Source organism: Kitasatospora sp. NPDC023176, from assembly GCF_055560495.1.
The window spans coordinates 11,968-29,697 of record NZ_JBVHIP010000061.1 but is presented as its reverse complement, the minus strand read 5'-3'; the positions used below and the strand labels follow the sequence as shown (position 1 = coordinate 29,697).

Here is a 17,730-nt window from a genome sequence, read left to right as displayed (position 1 = left end):
GTCCTCCGGGAACTGCACATCCCCGCCTCCACCTACTACCGCTGGCGCCGCGAGGCCGCCGAGCCGTGCACGCGCAAGCGCCACGACGCCGAGCTGACCGAGCACATCCGCCGCATCCACGCCGACTCCGACGAGACCTACGGCTCCCCGCGCGTCCACGCCGTCCTGCGACGCGAGGGAACCCGGGTCGGCCGCAAGCGGGTCGAACGCCTGATGCGCCAGGCCGGCCTGCAGGGCGTCAGCCCGCGCCGGCCCCGCTCCTTCACCCGCCGCGACCCGTCCGCCGACGTCGCCCCGGACCTGGTCCAGCGCGATTTCACCGCCAACGTGCCAAACCGGTTGTGGGTGGCCGATATCTCGCTGATCCCGACCGGTGAGGGACCGTGGTGGCTGGCCACGATCCGCGACGCCTTCTCCCGCCGGATCGTGGGCTGGTACACCTCCGAGCGCGCGGACGCCGACCTGGTCCTCACCGCCCTGGAGTACGCGCTGCACGGCCGGCCCGTCGAGCCCGGGAAGCTGATCCATCACAGCGACCACGGGTGTCAATACACGTCCATCAAGCTCACAACTCGACTGCTGAAGGCGGGAATCGAGCCGAGCATGGGAAGCGTGGGTGACTCGTTCGACAACGCCCTCGCAGAGAATTTCTGGAGCGTGCTGAAGACCGAGTGCGTGCGCCGCACGACCTTCGAGACCCGCACCGACGCCGACCTGGCCCTGTTCGCCTACATCGACGGCTGGTACAACACCCGCCGCATCCAGAAGCGACTCGGCTGGCTCAGCCCCGACGAGTACGAGGCGAAGTTCTACGCCGACCAGGCGACGGCCGAACCAGTGGCCGTCGAACCACCCACACCCGTCCTGACCAGGTAATCAACGCCTCCCGCGCAGCGGGGGAAGCTCAACCGAGGTCGAATGTCGTCGGCCCAGCAGCGGGGGCTGCCGGGCCGACAATGTGGTCTCACGTGGGTGTTTTACTGCAGCTTCCACTGCTGGGACCAGTCGCCGTTGCAGGTCCAAACGCCCAGTGGCTTGGCGCTCTCGTCGAAGGTCAGGCAGTCCTGGTCGGTGACGCGGATCTGGACGGTGTCGCCGGCGGCCGTGGCGAGCTGCCACTTCTGGTTGTCGGCGCCGGTCCATGGGCGGGTCTCAGCCAGGTAGCCGGAGGTGTTCTCGGTGAGCACAAGGCCGGAGACGGCGCTGGTGATGCGGTAGCGGCCGTCGCCGACCGGGGTCAGCTCCCAGCCGGAGTTGCGGTCGGCGCCGTCTCCGGCGACGACCGCCGAGCCGGCCGAAGTGCCGGTGATCAGTGGGCTGTTGCCGTTCTTCACCTTCGGGTGGATGGTCTTTCCACCGTGCGCGGGGATGCCGGGCGTCCCCGACGTGCCGGGGGGTACCGGGGTACCGCCACCCTTGGGAACGCCGGGGGTGATCGGGATGCCGGGCGTCCCCGGCATGCCGGGGGGTACCGGGGTACCGCCGCCCTTGGGAACACCGGGGACGGCCCGGGAGGGGAAGTGGATGACGCGGTACGGGTAGTTGCAGGGCACCCCGTGGGCGCAGACTCCCCGGCGGGTCTTGGTCTGGTCGTCGTCCTGGCCGATGAAGGACCAGTTCATGTACCCGCCGTCGCCGTAGTTGGTGAAGGTCGAGTCGCCCGCGAACACCCAGATGCGGAAGTCGTCGTAACCGGAGGGGTCGGTCGTCCCGGGGGTGAAGTAGTGGTGGAGCCGGACGGTCGTGTCGACCAGGACCCCGTTCATCTTCGCGTCGTACGCGTTGTGGAACATGAGGGTGTCCCACATGTCGGTTCCGTCATACTTGAAGACCATCACGTTGTAGCCGGGCGCGGTGGCGGCCAGCGCGCTCGCCGTGCTCTGGGTGAAACGGGCGTTGTCCGACTTGGCGATCTCGGCCGCGTTCCCGGCGAGCCGCAAAGTGTCGAAGATCGAGCTGATCAGGGCGGTGGTGCAGTTCCCGCCGGCCGGCGTCGACTGGCCTTCGCAGTCGCTTGCCGAGGCCTGCTGCGGAGCGGCCATCAGGCCGGCCGTGGCGAGGGCCGGGAGGAGCATCGCCGCCATGGCACGTCGGCGGAGGCCCGCCTTGCCGAGAGAAGCACGCATGCTGAAGCAACCTGTCCTTGACAATGGAATGGAGCCGCGCACGACGCCGTGACATTCGTGCGCAGAGAGTGGGGACGCTATTCGACGCACGCTATTCGGCGGACCGGGTGATCGCGATCCTTGACAATCTCTTGATACCTGACGGATGTCGATCCACATTCAACGTGCCGTGCGGTTCGTTCGGTTCATTCAGGGGAGATATCGGAGCAGTCGACGCAGTTGTCGTCACGGGGCCGCAGGGCTGGTGGGTTCAGCGATTGTCCGGGCCCGAGAGGGCGTTTGAAGTCGACGGATTGCCGTTTATGTCCTTGTGGGTTCCTCGCCAGGCAGCCAGCGCCCGGACGACGACGGACCAGCAGGTCTGGACGGGCGGCCTGCGGGCGGCGGCCTCGCCCCGGACAGCGGCCGGCACACGGCACCAGGACGGGGCGGCACGACCCGGACGACGGGCCCGGACGGCGACGGAGGAGCAGCGGCAGCGAGGTGGCGGCAGGACGGCCCGGCCGAGCCCCGGCAGAAACCGAACACCGACCCCGCCAACACCCCCACCCCAGCAATTCCAACCCGAATTCACACCACCACCCGGAAGCCAATCCGCCAAAACAACCGGCCGGAATAACCAGCGGAATTCACCCCCGAAAACAACCCCACCACCCCACCGCCCCCCGACCCACCCCACCCCAACCCACGACCCCACCCCACCACCACACAAAGTCACCAACCCCCGGACGGCACCGCCCCGGCGCACCCTCCCGACAGGTCCAACCAAAGGTCCAGACAACCCGACATGAGAGGCCAAAACACGGCCCACCACAACCAACAGGTCACCCCCGACGGTCCCTCGCCGGGTAGAGCTTTGCGTGCAGTAGCCGGTCTTCCCACCAGGGGTCATCCGGGGTGGAGACCAGTGCGGCCATCTGCTCGCGTTTGGTCAAGGCGGGCAGCACCAGCGGGCCCAAGTCCTTGACGGCGCGGTCCTGTTCGCACTGTGGGCACTCCAGCCGGTCCGGGCCGGCCTTCTCCCGCAGCTCCAGCTTCGAGCCCTCCTTCCCGCCGATCGAGCCCCGGCACGTCCAGCACGGGCGCAGCGCGGCGTTGGCCGTGCGGGCTGTCTCCAGCCGTTCCTGGGCCTCCCGTTCCAGGCGCTCGGTGTGTTCCTGGTGGCAGGTCCAGCAGCGGCCGCCGGGTTGGCGGGTCCACTCCACCTGTCGTCCGTCGGGGCCGTAGTGCCAGGTGCTCTCCTCCTTGGGGACGTTGCCGCAGTCGGCGCAGGCGAGGGTGCGCATCCACTCTCGGTGGTCCTGGCGGGCCTTCTTCTCCCGGGCCTTCTGGCGCTGGTTGTAGGCGGCGCGGTTGTTCGGGTTCTCCAGGGCGTCGAGCAGGGAGTGCCGGCTGGGGCGGCCGTAGCGCCACCAGACGGGGCCGAGGGAGCCGCGGGCGGCCAGCAGCTGGTCGCCGAGGAGGTCGGGGACGGGAGCTACAGAGTCTTGAGTGAGGCCACCGCGAACTGGTGGATAAGGTCGAGCGCGAGCTGGCGGACCATCCGCATCCGCGCCTCGTTCGAGGAGACCGCGTCGGTCAAGGGGATCTCGCCGGTCACTGGGGCAACCCGTTCAAGCACGATGCTGGCGGGGGCGGGTTCCGGTGTGCTCGTCATGTAGTGCTGGTGGGTAAGGGCGAGGCGTCTAGCGGAGATTTGCCCAGGTGGGGGGACGTTTATGGTCGCGCGGATCTGCAGAACTCCGTCGGCCTGGCGGCGGTGAGCATGCAGGGCCACTACCGTCACCAGGTCCCGGATCGCACCCTCCATTCGGCTCTGAGCCAGGTAGCGAATTCCTCCGACAGGAGGCGTGTGAGCCACGTTCAAGGCGCCGGCGAAGGCGCCGTCGTGGAAGAGCTCGAGATGCCCTTTGTCGCTCAAGCCGGCGTAGGGCGAGCTGCTGCTGACCACCGCACGCCGCAGACCGACCTTCGGTATTGCGGTGCCACCGTCGAAGGCTTGGCGCAGTTCGCCGTCGTCCTGGAGGAGTTGGATCGCGTCGAGCATGCTCGGCTCGGGAGCAGTCTGGTTGACAGCTTGTTCTGTGTCGGCGATCGAGGGCATTGAGCAGGCAGCGGTGACGGTGACCCAGATTTCGTGCTCCTTCCCCCAGAGGCGGTCGTCCAGTTCCTCCGCCAGCGCTGCCAGGTGCTCTTCTGCGGCGCGTCGGCGCCGGAACCGGCCCGCATACGCGGCCTCCAGGTCGCTTTCCCCCAGCCAGTCGGTGTCGCTGTCGCGGCGCCGGGGCAGCCCCCACGACTCCTTCGATTGCGGAACCAGGTGGGGAGCCTCGGGGCTTCGTGGCACGTCGACCACGATGAGGTGCCGGCCCGGCAGCGCGGTCAGGGGCATGCTGTAGACACGCAGCGCCGGGATGAACGGCCGAACCATGCCGGCCTTCCCCCGCAGGCTCTGGACATGCGGCGGGCCCTGGTCCTCGCCCCGTGGCCCGTCGCTTTTCACCGTCTGGCCGGGCACCTCCCCCTCCTCCTCCGGTGAGGGCTCGCGCCCGGGCCCGGGCCGTGGAGCGTACTCGTCGGGGTGGAAGGAGCGGTGCGCGCTGTCGTTGCTCTGCTGCTCCTCGGCGTCGATGTCGCCCGACCAACCGTGCTGCTCGCCATCGTGGCAGCTGGCCTGGCCATCCTCCATGGACTTGTGCGCACTGGGTTTCCTGGAAGTCATGACAGAGGTCCTCACGTGTGGAAATGCCTCCCACGCGCCTGCCCGGTTCCCGGCCGGCGACACACCGCGCCGCCGACCCCGCTTAACGCCCCCCACCTCACGGGACGGCTACCCGTACCCCCGCCGAATCCGGCACGTGGAAGTCGCCCGGTGTGGACGCCAGCGGTGCCGGCGGAGGCGGCGATCAGGCCTTCGGCCGCAACTCCACGGCCCAAGATCAGCCGTTAACTTGACATACCCGGCTGGGCGGACGGGGCTGTACCGTACGTCGAGGTGTTGTGCGTGGACGCCGCAGGCGGGCGTCGGCGGCGTCCCTTGCGGGACTGCGCGACGGCCAGAGCCGACAGGGTGGCATTCGGCTCGGCGGCGCTGGTGGGATTCCGGACAAGCGGCACGCCGTCAGACCTGCGTGTTACGGAGCAGTCGGTGTTGCCGGGGCCTTCGTGAGGTGCCGGGCGAGGTAGCTGGTCCAGGTGTGGCGGAAGCTCTCCGCGAGCTGGGACTGCGGGGCGAACAGGTCGAAGGCGTGGTAGGCGCCGGGGTAGAGGTGCAGTTCGACGGGGACGCCGTGGGCGTGCAGGCGCGCGGCGTAGTCGAGGCTCTCGTCGCGGAAGACGTCTAGTTCACCGACGCCGATGAAGGTCGGGGGCAGGCCAGCGAGGTCGGTCCCCCGGGAGGCGGCGGCGTAGGGCGTGACGTCCTCGGTGCCGACGCGGCTGCCGAGGATCGCCTGCCAGGCAAGGAGGTTGGTCGAGCGGTCCCATATGCCGAGGTCGGTGATCTCCCGACTTGAGTCGGTCGTGTTGCGGTCGTCGAGCATCGGATACTGCAGCAGCTGGAACAGGGGTGTCGCTGCGCCGCGGTCGCGGATCAGAAGGGCGGTGGCGGCAGCGATGCCTCCGCCTCCGCTCTGGCCGGCCAGGCCGACCCGGGTGGGGTCGAGGCCGAGATCGGTGGCGTTGTCGCCGATCCACCGGTAGGCGGTGTATCCGTCTTCGGCGGCGCCGGGCGCGGGGGTTTCCGGGGCCAGGCGGTAGTCGACGGCAACGACGGCGCAGCCGAGTGCCGCAGACAGTTGCTTGAGCCAGGGTGCGTCCTGGGCGGCGAAGCCGAGCACTTGCCCACCGCCGTGGAACCACACGATGACTGGCAGTGGTCCGTGCGCGTTCTGCGGACGTAGCAGGAGGACTGGGACATCGGGGGCTTCTGCGCGCGGCACGTGGATCTCGTGGGCGGTGACGGTGGGCTCGTCGGGGATGGTGCGGGCGATGACTTCGGCGAGCGTGCGGACGGCCTCGCGCGTGGCGGGGATGTCGGTCAGGTCGAAGACGCCGTTGGGGCCGATCGGCATGGCCTGGAGTGCTGCTGCGAGTTCGCTGTCGATCGCGGGACGGAAGCGGGGCATGGTTTCTTCCTGGGTGGGGTCTGTGTCAAGGCATGGGAGGGGGCAGGCCGTCGGTGCGGCAAGGTGGTCGCCGCACCTCAGGTCTTCGAGCGGGCCCAGGTGGCTCGGTGACCAGCTGAGCAGGGCCGGGAGGTGACGCGGGGACCGGGTGGGATGGAGTTGGGGGTGGGCTCAGTTGGTGGGGGTTGCCGGGACGTCGAAGTAGTGGCCTTGGCCGAGGTCGTCGATGAGGCCGGGCTGGACGGGCTTCCAGCCGAGGAGGTTGCGGGTCAGCGTGTTCGAGGACGGGTTGTCGGCTGTGGCGTGGGCGCTGAGGAAGCCGAAGTAGGCGTCGGCCTGGGTCGAGGGGATGCTGACCACGGGCAGGTTCAGCCTGCGGCCGATGGCCTCGGCGATCTCCCGGAAGGGGATGCCCTGGTCGTCGACGCCGTGCAGCCGTGACCCGGCTGGCGCGGATTCCAGCGCCAGCCGGTACAGGCGTGCCGCGTCGAGGGTGTGCACGGCGGGCCAGCGGTTGGCCCCGTCGCCGACGTAGGCGGCGACGCCCTTGGACCGGGCGAGGGAGATCAGGGTTGGCATGAAGCCGTTGTGGTCCAGCGTGCTGTGCACGGTCGGAGCCAGCCGGACGACGGACGACCGGATGCCGCGTTCCGCGAGTGCGACCACTGCGTTCTCGGCATCGATCCGCGGCCCTGCGTCGATCGCGTCGGCTTCGGTGGCGGCGTCTTCCAGCCCCGCGAAGGCGAGCAGCATGGTTCCCGACGTGGTCACCAGAGGCTTGCCGGTGCCGGCGAGCGCGTTTGCGAGCGTCTCGATGGCGCGCAGATCCGCTGCCACCGCGCCCTCGAAGTCGCCGGCGAACATGGCGTCGTGCTTGAAGGCCAGGTGGATGACGCCGTCGGCCGCGGCGGCGGCCGCGGCGAGGCCGTCGAGATCGTCGAGGTCGCCTCGGTGCACCTCGGCTCCGGCAGCCGTCAGCGCGGCGGCGGACTTGTCCGAGCGGGCCAGGCCGATGACTTGGTGTCCCGCTTCGAGAAGCTCGGGAACGACGGCGGAGCCGACGTGTCCGGAGGCTCCGGTGGCGAATACGCGCATGATGCGTGCCTTCCTGCTGTGGGCTCCCCAACGGGGCGGGGAGCTTGATGTCAGTTCGTGACATCACCGTAGCAGTGACGTCAGCCTCTGCCATCACTCTGATGTCAGACCCTGTCATCGCGGGGTAGGATCGCAACATGAGCCGATGGAAACCCGACGCACGAGGCCGCCTGGAGAAAGCGGCGCTGGAGCTCTACAGCCACCAGGGCTTCGACGCCACCACCGTCGCGGAGATCGCCACCCACGCCGGGGTCACCGAACGGACCTTCTACCGGCACTTCGCCGACAAGCGGGAAGTCCTCTTCCCGGGCGACAGCCCCCTCGCCGAGATCCTTGCGAACGCCTCGGCCACCGCCCCCGCCCCGCTCCCGCCGCTCGGGGTGATCACCCACGCCCTGACCGAAGCCGCTCCCCTCTTCGAAGAACGCGCAGACCTGGCACGGCAGCGTCAGGCCGTCATCACCGCCAACCCCGAACTCCAGGAACGCGAACTGGCCAAACTCGCCGCACTCACCTCCACGCTCGCCCACGCGCTGCGCGAACGCGGCCTGGAGACCACCACCGCAGCACTCGCCGCGGGAATCGGGATCGCCACGTTCAAGGTCGCCTTCGAACGCTGGGTCAACGACCCCGACCGACACTCACTCGCCCAGCACCTTCAGGAAGCCCTGGACACCACCAGGCACCTCATCGCACCCGCCGAACACGTCGCCACCACCGACGACGTGAGCTCCACAGGCCAGGAGGGAGTGGCATGAATGCGGTGGGCACCCTCAGTAATGTCAATCCCCTGGTTTCGTAGAGGCATTCCTTATGCGGCTCTAGTACTCCAGTGCGACTTCGTGATCTATCCGGTCGCGAGTCGGCGTTGATAGTGGCTGCGGCGGGCTGTGGCCTGGTGCTCTCTGCGCCAGTTTGACCAGTTCAGCAGTCTGCTGGAGGTTGTGGTCAGCGGGTTCAGCAGTGCCCCGAGCAGGTGGCGGATCTCCGGGATAGTCAGGTCGATCGGGTCGGTGTTGCGGGCGGGCCAGTTCGGCTGTGCGGTTCTCGCTGGTGTCGCGTCGGCGGCGAGGGCGGCCAGGAAGGCCAGCGCGAGCATGGCCAGGGTGATGTGCCGGTGCCATGCGGTCCAGTGGCGGACCTGGTAGTGGTCCAGTCCGACCTGGCCTTTCGCGGCCTGGAAGCACTCCTCGACGCACCATCTGGTCCCAGCCACCCGTACCAGCTCGGACAGCGGTACTCGCCTCGGGGCCCAGCACAGGTAGAAGGCGAGTTCGCCGGTGGTCGAGTTGCGTCGGATCAGCAGGTGGCGATGGTCGTCGGTGCCGATCTCGATCCAGGCCCAGTCATAGTAGCGCGGCCCCTTGGCGCCGGGCCCGGCGCTCTGCCGGTGCCAGGCCGAGGCGGGCAGGTGGTCGGCGACGGCATCCGCGCGGGCAGCGGTTCGCCCCTGGTTGATCCGCACCCGGGTGCTGCAGGCGACGGCCAGGACGTAGCCGATCCGGCGGGACTCCAACAGTGCGCGTAGGCCGGGGTCTTGACCGTAGGCCTCGTCGCCGGTCACCCAGGAGGCGCTGATCCAGGCCTCCAGTGCTGCCGTGATCATCTGCCCGGCCAGCGTGGGCTTGGTCGCGAATTCCACGTGGTCAGGCACCCCGGCGCGGGACCGGCGCTCGACATCCTGGCACCACGAAGCGTCGGGCAAGTAGAGTCGACGGTCGATCAACGCCCGCCCCTTGCTGGAGGCGTAGGCGAGGAACACGCCGACCTGGCTATTCTCGATCCGGCCTGCGGTGCCGGTGTACTGCCGCTGCACGCCGGCCGAGGCGGCGCCCTTCTTCAGGAAGCCTGTCTCGTCGACGACCAGGACGCCGTCGTCGGTGCCGAGATGCTCGAGAACGTAGGCGCGTACGTCGTCGCGGACCGCGTCCGCGTCCCAGCGGGCGCTTCGCAGCAGTCGCTGCATCGGCCCGGGGCGGGCGTGACCGGCTTGCTCGGCGAGCCGCCAGCAGTTCTTCCGCTCGACGCCGGACAGCAGCCCGAGCACGAAGGCACGAGCGGTGGAACGCGGCTCCACCCGCTTGAACCGGCCCGCGATCCGGGCCATGACCTGGTCGAACATCGCCCGCCAGCGGGCGACTTCTATGCTGTGACCTGCGGCCACCGCACGATCTTCAGGAGTCCACATCACCCTTGATGATCACGCGGTGGCCGCTCCCGCTTTCAGCCAGGGCGACGCAAGAGCACGCAGTCACACGGGAGTACTAACGGAGATACTGCTCGATCATGTCCGCGCCGCGGGTGACTCCACCACTTCGCAGGATGGCTTGGCGCATTCCCGCAAGGTTGACGCGCACTGCCGGGTCTGAGGCAACCCTGCTGATCGCCGCCCGCAGTGCTTCGGCGCTCACCATGTCGGCGTCCAGGCGTTCACCGAGCCCGAGCTCCTCCAGGCGCGCGGCGTTAGCAGCCTGCTCGGGTGTCCGGGGGACGGCGATGAGGCCGACCCCGTAATGCAGCGCCTCCATAACGGAGTTCATACCGGCATGCGATACGAAGGCGGTGGCATGGCGGAGTACCGCCAGTTGCGGGTACCGCGAACGGACGTCCACCCGGCTCGGGACGGCGCCCAGTACGGCGGCGTCCGTATCACCCACGGTCATCGCCAACTGCCACGGCCCGTCGGCGACGGCTTCTATGCAGGCGCGGTAGAACTCCGAGCTGCCGTTGAAGACCGTTCCCAGTGAGACATACAGCAGTGGTGCGTCGGGGTCGGGCGGTGACCAGTCCTCAGCCTGCTCGCGCCTGCCCATCGAGGGGCCGATGAAGTGAAAACGTTCGTCGAAGCTGTCAGCGGCCGGCTGGAACTCTCGCGGGACGAAGACGAGGTTGAGCTCGTCCGCCATCGTCATGGTGTCGGCGATACCGAGCGGGACGCCGTACTCGGTGGAGAAGGCCGCACAGTCGGCGGCAAGCAAGGCCATCGCCGGATCGTCGGCGTCGATCCCTGCGGTCAACTGCCGGTCCAGTGAGTACGCCTCGTTCGAGGCGAGGTGAGGGAAGCACTGCACGGCGGGGATGCCCAGCGTCCTGGCGGCGATCCGGGCGGGCCAGTTCGTCGTGTCGTAACAGATTGCGTCTACCGGCTCCGAGACGCAGTACTTGTGTAACACCGGGTAGGTCGCACTCATTGCCGCGAAGTAGTGGCGCAACCAGCCGGCTACGGCCTCTGGGCCGATCTTTGATGGTGGTGTGAATGGCTCCAGCGACGGTAGTTCCAACCAGCGTGCGCCGGCACCGGTGACCGCGGCGGCGTGGTCTGCTCCGGTGGCGTAGTCCACCTGGTGTCCGCGCCGTACGAGTTCCTCGACCAACGGCAGCATCGGGTTGATGTGTCCATGCCCAGTTAGGGTCATAAAAAGTAACTTCTTCAACACGAGGGACACCCTGGCAGCACCGCCACCGCGGCGCCATCGAGATTTGCGACTCACCGCAACTACGTTCGGCGACCGCTCGTCAACCTCTCGACCGGCTAGATCACGAAGTCACACTGGAGTACTAGCCGTCTGATGGTGGTGAGCTCGTACTTTTCTGACGGTGCGCTCGAACTCGCTCAACGGCCGCCGGGGGCACCAAACTTACGTCAGCCGGTGGCCGCGCCGGGCCCGGGCGTTACGGTGAAGCGGCCGTCGGGCAGCTTGCGCAGCCAGCCCCGTCCAGCGAGCTTGGACAGCTTCCCTCGCAACGGCTCCAGCTTGCCCCGCACCGCCACCTCCAGACCCAGCACCTCGCCAGCCCGGCTGGTCGCAACCGACCCTCCCCGCCCCGCACAATCGAGCGGATTTTCTGGTAGTCCGGCGGCAGCGCATCCTCGGCCACGCCGCGCTCGCGGGGCGGGACCAGCGGCACTGCGCCGCCCGCCACCTGCGGAGCAGGCGGTGCCGCCGCAGCCATTTCCGCGGTGAGCTGTACGGCCATCCGCTGCCAGGCCCGTTCGGCGACCGCGAGTTCGTCGTACTCGGCCCGCACCTCCTCCGACTGCTTGACCAGCTGGCAAACCTGCACGTCAGCGTTGTGAACATCCTCTCAATGCGCTGGCGCCAGCCCGTGGCCTGGCTTTCACCTTTCGTGCGCCACCACGTCGACATCTCGGCTGAATCACCTTCCAGCTCCCGGAGTTGCCCGGCGGGATGCGGCCGTTGCGCGACCCGCGCACCACCGACGCGGGGTGAGACATCGAAGTTCACCGGCTGGTCGAAGTGCGTCAGGCTGCCCCGCATCCTGGCGGGCGGTGATCTTTGGCCTTGAAGAGCTGCGGGCCCCATTCCGGAGCCAGTTGCCGGGCCCCACCGCCGGCGATGACGGGCGAGGGGGCTGTGGGGCCGGGCGCAGTGCCTTGGTCAGTCTTCACCCTGGGCCGGGGTGCCACCGGCGGCGGCGACGGCGTCGAATTGGGTGGTCAGGTCGCGGGTCAGGCGGGTGAGCAGGCGGATGAGTTCGGTGCGGTCCTGGTCCGACCACTGGGCGAGCGCCGCGGTGAACCAGCCGTTGACGATGGCGGTGTACCGGTCGATGATCCGCTGCCCGGAGGGTGTCAGGGCGATCAGGCGGGCCCTTTGGTCCTCGGGATCGGGGACGCGCTTGATGATCGCCCGCTCTTCCAGGCTGTTGAGGTGGCGGGTGACGTGGGGTCCGACAACCTGCATGCGAGCGGCGATCTCACCCACCCGCAGCGGACGTTCGGCGGCGTCCAGGATAACCAGGATCGTCATGGCAGGCCGGTCCAGTGCCACTCCGGCGTCCTTGACGGCCTGCTCGTAGAGCTGCCCGCGGTTGAGCAGGGTACGCAGCTGGAGCAGGTGCGGCAGCAGCCCGGTAGTCGCGTCACTGAGCGGATCCATGTCCCACACTCCCTTGATAGATACCTAACGTAGGTATATTGTCTCTTTCGGAAGCCGACCTCGCAGGAGATCGGGCCGTCGGCAAACATGATACCTAAGGTAGGTAAGTAGTGTCATGAACGAACCCGCCCCCACCGCCGCGAACGTCACCACGACCGACGTCCTGATCATCGGCGCCGGCCCCACCGGCCTGACACTGGCCTGCGACCTGGCCCGACGCGGCGTCAGCTTCCTCCTCCTGGAGCGCTCCGCCAGACCCAGCACCGCCTCCCGCGCCAAGACCATCCAGCCCCGCACCATGGAGGTCGCCGACGACCTCGGCGTGGCCGGGCGCGTCCTGAGCGAGGGCCGAGTGAACGTCGCCACCCGCCGCTACGACCGCGCCCGGGTGGTCTCCGAGGCGGTGGAGCTCGCCGCAGGGGCGCACACCACGGATGCCCCCTATCCGCCGGTCTGGCTCTCCCAGCCGCGGTTCGAGCAGATCCTGCGCGACCGCCTGACCGAGCTCGGCGGAACCGTCCGCTGGGGTAGCGAGGTCACCGACCTGCAGCAGGACGGTGACGGCGTCGCCGCCACCGTCGCCGCCGGGCCCGACGCGGGCAGCCGCACCGTCCACGCCCGCTACGCCGTCGGCGCCGACGGCGGACGCAGCACCGTGCGCGCACTGGCCGGCATCGAACTGCACGGCACCTCCCTGACCGACCAGCGCTGGCACCTGGGCGATGTCCGCGTCACCGGCCTGTCCCGCCACTGCCAGCACCTGTGGACCAGCAAGGAAGACGGCCTGCTATCCCTGTTCCCGCTGCCCGGCACCGACCTGTGGCAGTTCCAGGCCTCCATTCCCGCCGACCAGACCGAGCCCGAGGAGCCGTCGCTGGAACTGTTCCGCCGCGTCTTCGCCGAGCGCGCCGGCGTCCCCGGCGTGGTCATCCAGGATGTCGCCTGGCTCTCCCTCTACCGGATCAACGTGCTCCTCGCCGACCACTACCGCAACGGGCGGATACTCCTGGCCGGCGACGCCGCCCACATCCACTCCCCGGCCGGCGGCCAGGGCATGAACACCGGCATCCAGGACGCCTACAACCTCGGCTGGAAACTCGACGCCCTCCTCGACGGTGCCGACCCCGCCCTGCTCGACACCTACGAGCACGAGCGCCGCCCCGTCGCCCGCAACGTCCTGGACGACAGCACCACCCGCCTCGCCAACGTAATGCGCGCGGTCGCCGAGAGCGCCGGCGCCTCCGCCCAGCAGGGACTCACCGACGACCGCACCACCGGCCTGGGCGTCGCCTACACCGACAGCCCGCTCACGCACGGCCCCGGCACGGGAGTCCGCGCCCCCGACGCACCCTGCCGCAACGCCGATACCGGCCGCCCCACCCGCCTGTTCGACCTGCTGCGCGGCCCCCACTGGACCCTCCTCTCCTTCGGGAGCACCGCCGTCCAGCAGACCCCGGACGGCCCGCGCACCATCCGCGTGACCACCGACCTGACCGCCACCGGCGCCGACACCGTCATCGACGCCGATGACCTCGCCCACCACGCCTACGGAACCACCGGCGACGAACTCGTCCTCATCCGCCCCGACGGCTACATCGCCACCCGCCGCCCCACCAACGACATGGCCACCGTCCTCGCCCTGGCGGCCACCAACGGCCTATGACGGCCGAACTGGACTCGCGACGGACAGAATTGGAAGTCAGCGGGGCCCCACGCCTCCTCGCCCGTGCCGATCCGCGCCCCGCCTCCACGTACGACTCATCGGCGAAGGCGGAGAGTGACCCGGCACCGACTCGATCACCACTGTCGTACCCGAGTGCTGTCAGTTGTCCGACCCTCCGCCAGTGTCGCGGCGACGCATGTCTCCCTGCTGGTTTGCAAGGGACTCCAATGCGCATGGGATTACTCGAGTTTATTTCGGAAACGCGCCTGCGAGCCGAGCCGTGTGGGTCATCGGCTCGGAGGCGCCGGCGGGATTTCGCACAGGCTGCAGGCCTTCAGGCCTGCGGGTTGCTACGCGGTCGCCGTTTCCGGAGCCTTCGCGAAGTGTCGGACGATGTAGTCGTTCAACGTGTGGTGGAAGCTCTTGGGACTGCGGGGCGAACAGGTCGAACGCGTGGTAGGCGCCGGGGTAGAGGTGCAGCTTCACGGGGACGCCCTGGGCGCGCAGGCGCGCCGCGTAGTCGAGGTTCTCATCGCGGAAGAGGCCCAGTTCACCGACCCCGATGAAAGTCGGGGGCAGGCCGGCGAGCTCGGTCGCCCGGGAGGCGGCGCAGTAGGACGTCACGTCGTCGGTGCCCACGCGGTCACCGAGGATCGACTTCCAGGCCAGGATGTTGGTCGCGCGGTCCCAGATGCCGATGTCGGTGATCTCGTGGCTCGAGTCGGTCGTGTTGCGGTCGTCGAGCATCGGGTACATCAGCAGGTGGGACTTGCCGGTGCCGGAGTCGCCGATCAGGCAGAGCGGCTCGCCTTTCCTGATCCACTCGCAGGTGGCCAGATTGTGGATCTCTGCCGCCAGGAGTCTCGGCGGATCTGCAGGAACAGCTCTTCCTTCGAGGACGCCACCCGGCATCGCCCCCTCACGGCGACCTGCACCGAGCGTCCCAGCCAACCGGCCGGGGTGGGGCCAACTCAAGCCGGAACAACCCCCGAACGCTCCCGTACGCCCCACCGGTGGGGCCAACTCGGACCGGAAGAGTGCGGCCAACTCGAGCCGTTAATGCCACGCAGGTCCGGGATGTGGTTGTAGAAGGGTGCCGACGGAGACGCCGAGGAGCTTGGCGATCGTCTCGATGCTGTTCTCCGGGTTGGGCAGCATGTCGCGCGCGGCGCGGATCAGCTCTTCGGTGGCGACGGTCGGCCGCCCGCCGGTACGGCCGCGGGCGCGGGCGGCGGCCAGGCCCTCGTTGGTCCGACCACGATCAGCTCGCGGATGAACTCCGCCAGGGCGGCGAAGACGTGGAAGACGAGCCGGCCGCCGGGGGTGGTGGTGTCGAGCTGCTCGTGCAGCGAGGTGAACCCGACCTCGCGGTTGCGCAGCTCGCCGACCATGTTCACCAAGTCCTTGAGCGAGCGGCCGTAGCGGTCGAGCGCGGGCACCACCAAGGTGTCGCCGCGCTGCAGGAAGGCATCGCACGCCTTCAGCTCCGGGCGCTGGTCGTTCTTCCCGGACTTGGTGTCCCGACCGGGGCGACCCGGGCGACCACCGCCGGTCGCCGCAGCAGATCGCCGGTCGCCACCGCGGCGACCTCCTCGTCCGCGGCGAGTCGGCGGGCCACGCTACACCACCGCGACCGCGCTGGTGAACGTGCGCAGGAGATAGCCGCCTGTGGTCGCCATGGTGGTCCGAACCTCCGGGAGTCTTGCTGACCTTGGGCGCTGGACCGCGGTCTGCGGCGCGTCACCTGGACCTACGACCCGCTGGTCCGCCGCAACGCCGCTCTGCCCGGCTTCACCCTTCCCGGCGACACCTCCGGCTCACACCGGTGCTTCGCAACTGACATCACTGAGCCCTTCGTCTTCGCGGGCGGAAGTGCCGCGTGTCAGTCGCCCGGTGGCAGGAGGGGACCCAGCGGTCCCAAGTCGAGATTGAGGTCCTGCAGGGTCAGTCCGTACCGGGTGCAGAGTTCGGTCATGCGGTCGTGCAGGGCCAGGAGGGTGGCGCCCAGGTCCTCCTCCTGGTCCTCGGTGAGATCGCCGGCCTCGACTCGGTGGAGGGCCTGGCGCTCCATGAGCTGCCGCAGGAGTTCGACGAGGGTGAGGACCAGCTTCATGAGGTCCCGTTCGACCGTCTCGGGGTCGGTGCTGATCCTGCGCGGGATCGGTTGCGGCGAGCCGTCGTCGGCGGGCGGGCTGTCGTGGGGGGTGGCCGGCAGGAGCCGGAACGCGCGGGCGGCGGCCTGGGCGATCTCGTCGTAGCGGCTGGGGCGGTCCGGGTGCGCGGGTCGGCCGGCGGTCATGGCGGCCCTGTTCGCCTGGTGGAGCCGGTGATGCCCCAGGGGGCGGGATTCTGTTCGCTGATCGACACGATGAGGGCGCGCAGCGAGATCCGCACGAGGTCGATGTCGGCGATGGACAGGACGAGGTCGCCGGTGACGACCACCCCGCCGCTGAGCAGCCGGTCCAGCAGGTCGATGAGGGCGACCTGCTGCTGCGGCAGGGGCGTCCTGGAGGCGGCCGGGACGCCTTCGGGGTTCACGACGAACTCCCGCCCGGGTCGGGCAGGGTGGCGAAGGAGTAGGGGGCCCAGGGGCCGGTGACGTCGACGCGGACGCCGGTGAGGCCGTCGGTGGCGCGCGTCAATTCCGCGCGGAAGGCGGGGACATGGGCGGTGGGCACGAGGTAGGCGTCGTTGCTGACGTTGGCTCCCGGTCCGGTCGCCAGCTCGCCTTCCTGGATATGGTGGCGGGCCCGTTCCACGGCGTGGTCGCGGGCGATCGTCGCGATCCGTTCGGCCGCCTGTTCGGCTGCCCGGCGGGCGTCGTCGCGCGAGTCCTGCTCGGCTCGGCGGTGGTGCAGGTAGGCGCGCCCCGGGCTGAGCGGCTGCTCGGGGTAGGGCGTCGGCGCCGCGGCTGTCTCGTGCGCGAGGTCGACGTAGAGCTTGACGCCCATCTCCACGTGGCCGGCCAGGTGCTCCAGTCTGTCCAGGAAGAGCGCCTGGCGGGCGCGGAGCATGGCGCGCACCCGGTCCTCGTCGAGATACACCGTTGCCAGGCGCAAGGGGAGGACGGTCGTGCGGGCCGCGAGTTCCTCGATGACGCTGTGGTGTGCGCGGGCGAGGGTCTCGAGCCAGCCGAGGTCCTCGAGGTGCTCGCGCAGTGCCGTTTCGTGGAAGTCGTTCTCCGGGACGGGGCTGACGGCTGCGACCAGGCCGGCGTTCTGGTCGGCGTTCTGGTCCGGTGGCACGAGACCGACGGGCGCGCCGGCGATGCCGGTGATCGCGCCCGATGCGTGCAGCAAGGCGCAGTCCCGGGCGACGGCGTAGGCGTAGGTGAGCGACCCGCTGGTCATGGGTCACCTCGGGTCCGCCGGGGACGGGTGGTGGGCCGGGGGCGACTGGTCGGTTCGGTCGTCTCGGACGGCGCGGCGGCGCTCTCCTCGCCCGTGCCCGCAGGTGGCAGGGCGGCGTCGGCGCGCAAGATCTCGATCTGCTCGCGCAGCCGCCGGTTCTCCTCTTCGATGGAGGAGGGGCTCTTGCCGGCACGGGATGACAGCGAGGGGTCGTGTTCCCACCAGTCGATGCCCATCTCCTTGGCCTTGTCCACGGAGGCGATGAGCAGGCGCAGCTTGATGGTGAGCAGTTCGATGTCGAGGAGGTTGATCTGGATGTCGCCGGCGATGATGATGCCCTTGTCCAGGACCCGTTCCAGGATGTCGGCGAGGTTGGCGGAGAAGGGTTGGTCGTAGCGCGGGGCGGACCGGGAGGGAAAGGAGCCGAGACGGTTGGCTATCGGGTCTGTCACGGTGTGCTGCCCTCCT

18 protein-coding genes and 1 pseudogene are annotated in these 17,730 nt (G+C 69.3%); 4 read left to right on the top strand and 15 right to left on the bottom strand.

What is annotated here, in order from left to right:
• Positions 1 to 876 (top strand): IS3 family transposase (locus ACZ3YL_RS40840; RefSeq protein WP_465662759.1); only part of this gene is annotated, 876 nt, incomplete at its 5' end.
• A gap of 101 nt (positions 877 to 977) precedes the next feature.
• Here ACZ3YL_RS40840 and ACZ3YL_RS40835 read toward each other — a convergent pair.
• The 5 genes from ACZ3YL_RS40835 to ACZ3YL_RS40815 form a co-directional block, all read right to left on the bottom strand.
• Entirely contained in the window at positions 978 to 2,126 is a 1,149-nt protein-coding gene (locus ACZ3YL_RS40835) for an RICIN domain-containing protein (protein WP_465662757.1), read from the bottom strand.
• An 824-nt stretch (positions 2,127 to 2,950) separates the two neighbouring features.
• Complete coding sequence (locus tag ACZ3YL_RS40830) at positions 2,951 to 3,412, bottom strand: hypothetical protein (RefSeq protein ID WP_465662755.1); 462 nt, start codon at positions 3,410 to 3,412, stop codon at positions 2,951 to 2,953.
• Positions 3,413 to 3,603: 191 nt separating this feature from the next.
• Complete coding sequence (locus ACZ3YL_RS40825; protein ID WP_465662753.1) at positions 3,604 to 4,848, bottom strand: hypothetical protein; 1,245 nt, start codon at positions 4,846 to 4,848, stop codon at positions 3,604 to 3,606.
• Between the two features lie 412 nt (positions 4,849 to 5,260).
• The gene (locus ACZ3YL_RS40820; RefSeq protein ID WP_188308785.1) at positions 5,261 to 6,253 is read right to left on the bottom strand and encodes an alpha/beta hydrolase fold domain-containing protein; all 993 of its coding nucleotides are present in this window, start codon (positions 6,251 to 6,253) and stop codon (positions 5,261 to 5,263) included.
• A 171-nt stretch (positions 6,254 to 6,424) separates the two neighbouring features.
• Positions 6,425 to 7,348: an SDR family oxidoreductase gene (locus tag ACZ3YL_RS40815; RefSeq protein WP_465662751.1), complete on the bottom strand. Its 924-nt coding sequence runs from the start codon at positions 7,346 to 7,348 to the stop codon at positions 6,425 to 6,427.
• Positions 7,349 to 7,485: 137 nt separating this feature from the next.
• Between ACZ3YL_RS40815 and ACZ3YL_RS40810 the strand changes: the two genes are divergently transcribed.
• Entirely contained in the window at positions 7,486 to 8,106 is a 621-nt protein-coding gene (locus tag ACZ3YL_RS40810; RefSeq protein ID WP_188308787.1) for a TetR family transcriptional regulator, read from the top strand.
• A gap of 89 nt (positions 8,107 to 8,195) precedes the next feature.
• Here the strand turns inward: ACZ3YL_RS40810 and ACZ3YL_RS40805 are convergent, their stop codons facing one another.
• The 4 genes from ACZ3YL_RS40805 to ACZ3YL_RS40790 form a co-directional block, all read right to left on the bottom strand.
• Positions 8,196 to 9,470: an IS701 family transposase gene (locus ACZ3YL_RS40805; RefSeq protein ID WP_465662749.1), complete on the bottom strand. Its 1,275-nt coding sequence runs from the start codon at positions 9,468 to 9,470 to the stop codon at positions 8,196 to 8,198.
• A 142-nt stretch (positions 9,471 to 9,612) separates the two neighbouring features.
• Complete coding sequence (locus ACZ3YL_RS40800) at positions 9,613 to 10,785, bottom strand: macrolide family glycosyltransferase (RefSeq protein WP_465662747.1); 1,173 nt, start codon at positions 10,783 to 10,785, stop codon at positions 9,613 to 9,615.
• 206 nt (positions 10,786 to 10,991) lie between these two features.
• Positions 10,992 to 11,135 (bottom strand): hypothetical protein, encoded by a 144-nt coding sequence (locus ACZ3YL_RS40795; RefSeq protein WP_223243300.1) that lies wholly within the window; start codon positions 11,133 to 11,135, stop codon positions 10,992 to 10,994.
• A gap of 613 nt (positions 11,136 to 11,748) precedes the next feature.
• Positions 11,749 to 12,249 (bottom strand): MarR family winged helix-turn-helix transcriptional regulator, encoded by a 501-nt coding sequence (locus ACZ3YL_RS40790; protein WP_188308788.1) that lies wholly within the window; start codon positions 12,247 to 12,249, stop codon positions 11,749 to 11,751.
• 115 nt (positions 12,250 to 12,364) lie between these two features.
• On the opposite strand from ACZ3YL_RS40790, the gene ACZ3YL_RS40785 reads away from it, so the two are divergent.
• Entirely contained in the window at positions 12,365 to 13,912 is a 1,548-nt protein-coding gene (locus ACZ3YL_RS40785) for an FAD-dependent oxidoreductase (RefSeq protein WP_465662745.1), read from the top strand.
• A gap of 249 nt (positions 13,913 to 14,161) precedes the next feature.
• On the opposite strand, the gene ACZ3YL_RS40780 is transcribed toward ACZ3YL_RS40785, so the two are convergent.
• Together ACZ3YL_RS40780 and ACZ3YL_RS40775 are read right to left on the bottom strand one after the other, a co-directional pair.
• On the bottom strand, positions 14,162 to 14,824 hold the full coding sequence (locus ACZ3YL_RS40780; protein WP_465662743.1) for an alpha/beta hydrolase fold domain-containing protein: 663 nt from the start codon (positions 14,822 to 14,824) through the stop codon (positions 14,162 to 14,164).
• Positions 14,825 to 15,087: 263 nt separating this feature from the next.
• Positions 15,088 to 15,375: a recombinase family protein gene (locus ACZ3YL_RS40775; RefSeq protein WP_465662761.1), complete on the bottom strand. Its 288-nt coding sequence runs from the start codon at positions 15,373 to 15,375 to the stop codon at positions 15,088 to 15,090.
• A gap of 312 nt (positions 15,376 to 15,687) precedes the next feature.
• On the opposite strand from ACZ3YL_RS40775, the pseudogene ACZ3YL_RS40770 reads away from it, so the two are divergent.
• Positions 15,688 to 15,783: pseudogene (locus tag ACZ3YL_RS40770) on the top strand (mandelate racemase/muconate lactonizing enzyme family protein); the annotation flags it as partial.
• 11 nt (positions 15,784 to 15,794) lie between these two features.
• On the opposite strand, the gene ACZ3YL_RS40765 reads toward ACZ3YL_RS40770, so the two are convergent.
• Genes ACZ3YL_RS40765 through ACZ3YL_RS40750 form a run of 4 tightly spaced genes read right to left on the bottom strand, consistent with a single transcriptional unit; the run spans position 15,795 to position 17,714 of the window.
• Positions 15,795 to 16,211, bottom strand: coding sequence for a gas vesicle protein K (locus tag ACZ3YL_RS40765; RefSeq protein ID WP_465662741.1), 417 nt, complete (start codon positions 16,209 to 16,211; stop codon positions 15,795 to 15,797).
• Positions 16,208 to 16,450 carry a gas vesicle protein gene (locus ACZ3YL_RS40760; RefSeq protein ID WP_317621408.1) on the bottom strand — a complete coding sequence of 81 codons (243 nt, stop codon included), beginning with the start codon at positions 16,448 to 16,450 and terminating at the stop codon, positions 16,208 to 16,210. The genes ACZ3YL_RS40765 and ACZ3YL_RS40760 overlap by 4 nt, the downstream gene beginning before the upstream one ends.
• Positions 16,447 to 17,262 carry a GvpL/GvpF family gas vesicle protein gene (locus tag ACZ3YL_RS40755; RefSeq protein ID WP_465662739.1) on the bottom strand — a complete coding sequence of 272 codons (816 nt, stop codon included), beginning with the start codon at positions 17,260 to 17,262 and terminating at the stop codon, positions 16,447 to 16,449. The genes ACZ3YL_RS40760 and ACZ3YL_RS40755 overlap by 4 nt, the downstream gene beginning before the upstream one ends.
• The gene (locus ACZ3YL_RS40750) at positions 17,259 to 17,714 is read right to left on the bottom strand and encodes a gas vesicle protein (protein ID WP_465662737.1); all 456 of its coding nucleotides are present in this window, start codon (positions 17,712 to 17,714) and stop codon (positions 17,259 to 17,261) included. Before ACZ3YL_RS40750 ends, ACZ3YL_RS40755 begins: the two co-directional genes overlap by 4 nt.
• Between the last annotated feature and the right edge of the window lie 16 nt (positions 17,715 to 17,730).

Bases quoted from the DNA above. Each gene is read 5' to 3' on its own strand.
- ACZ3YL_RS40820 (WP_188308785.1), bottom strand. From the start codon at position 6,253: ATGCCCCGCTTCCGTCCCGCGATCGACAGCGAACTCGCAGCAGCACTC.
- ACZ3YL_RS40790 (WP_188308788.1), bottom strand. From the start codon at position 12,249: ATGGATCCGCTCAGTGACGCGACTACCGGGCTGCTGCCGCACCTGCTC.
- ACZ3YL_RS40805 (WP_465662749.1), bottom strand. From the start codon at position 9,470: ATGTTCGACCAGGTCATGGCCCGGATCGCGGGCCGGTTCAAGCGGGTG.
- ACZ3YL_RS40785 (WP_465662745.1), top strand. From the start codon at position 12,365: ATGAACGAACCCGCCCCCACCGCCGCGAACGTCACCACGACCGACGTC.
- ACZ3YL_RS40835 (WP_465662757.1), bottom strand. From the start codon at position 2,126: ATGCGTGCTTCTCTCGGCAAGGCGGGCCTCCGCCGACGTGCCATGGCG.
- ACZ3YL_RS40755 (WP_465662739.1), bottom strand. From the start codon at position 17,262: ATGACCAGCGGGTCGCTCACCTACGCCTACGCCGTCGCCCGGGACTGC.
- ACZ3YL_RS40810 (WP_188308787.1), top strand. From the start codon at position 7,486: ATGAGCCGATGGAAACCCGACGCACGAGGCCGCCTGGAGAAAGCGGCG.
- ACZ3YL_RS40830 (WP_465662755.1), bottom strand. From the start codon at position 3,412: ATGCGCACCCTCGCCTGCGCCGACTGCGGCAACGTCCCCAAGGAGGAG.
- ACZ3YL_RS40815 (WP_465662751.1), bottom strand. From the start codon at position 7,348: ATGCGCGTATTCGCCACCGGAGCCTCCGGACACGTCGGCTCCGCCGTC.
- ACZ3YL_RS40765 (WP_465662741.1), bottom strand. From the start codon at position 16,211: ATGACCGCCGGCCGACCCGCGCACCCGGACCGCCCCAGCCGCTACGAC.
- ACZ3YL_RS40780 (WP_465662743.1), bottom strand. From the start codon at position 14,824: ATGCCGGGTGGCGTCCTCGAAGGAAGAGCTGTTCCTGCAGATCCGCCG.
- ACZ3YL_RS40825 (WP_465662753.1), bottom strand. From the start codon at position 4,848: ATGACTTCCAGGAAACCCAGTGCGCACAAGTCCATGGAGGATGGCCAG.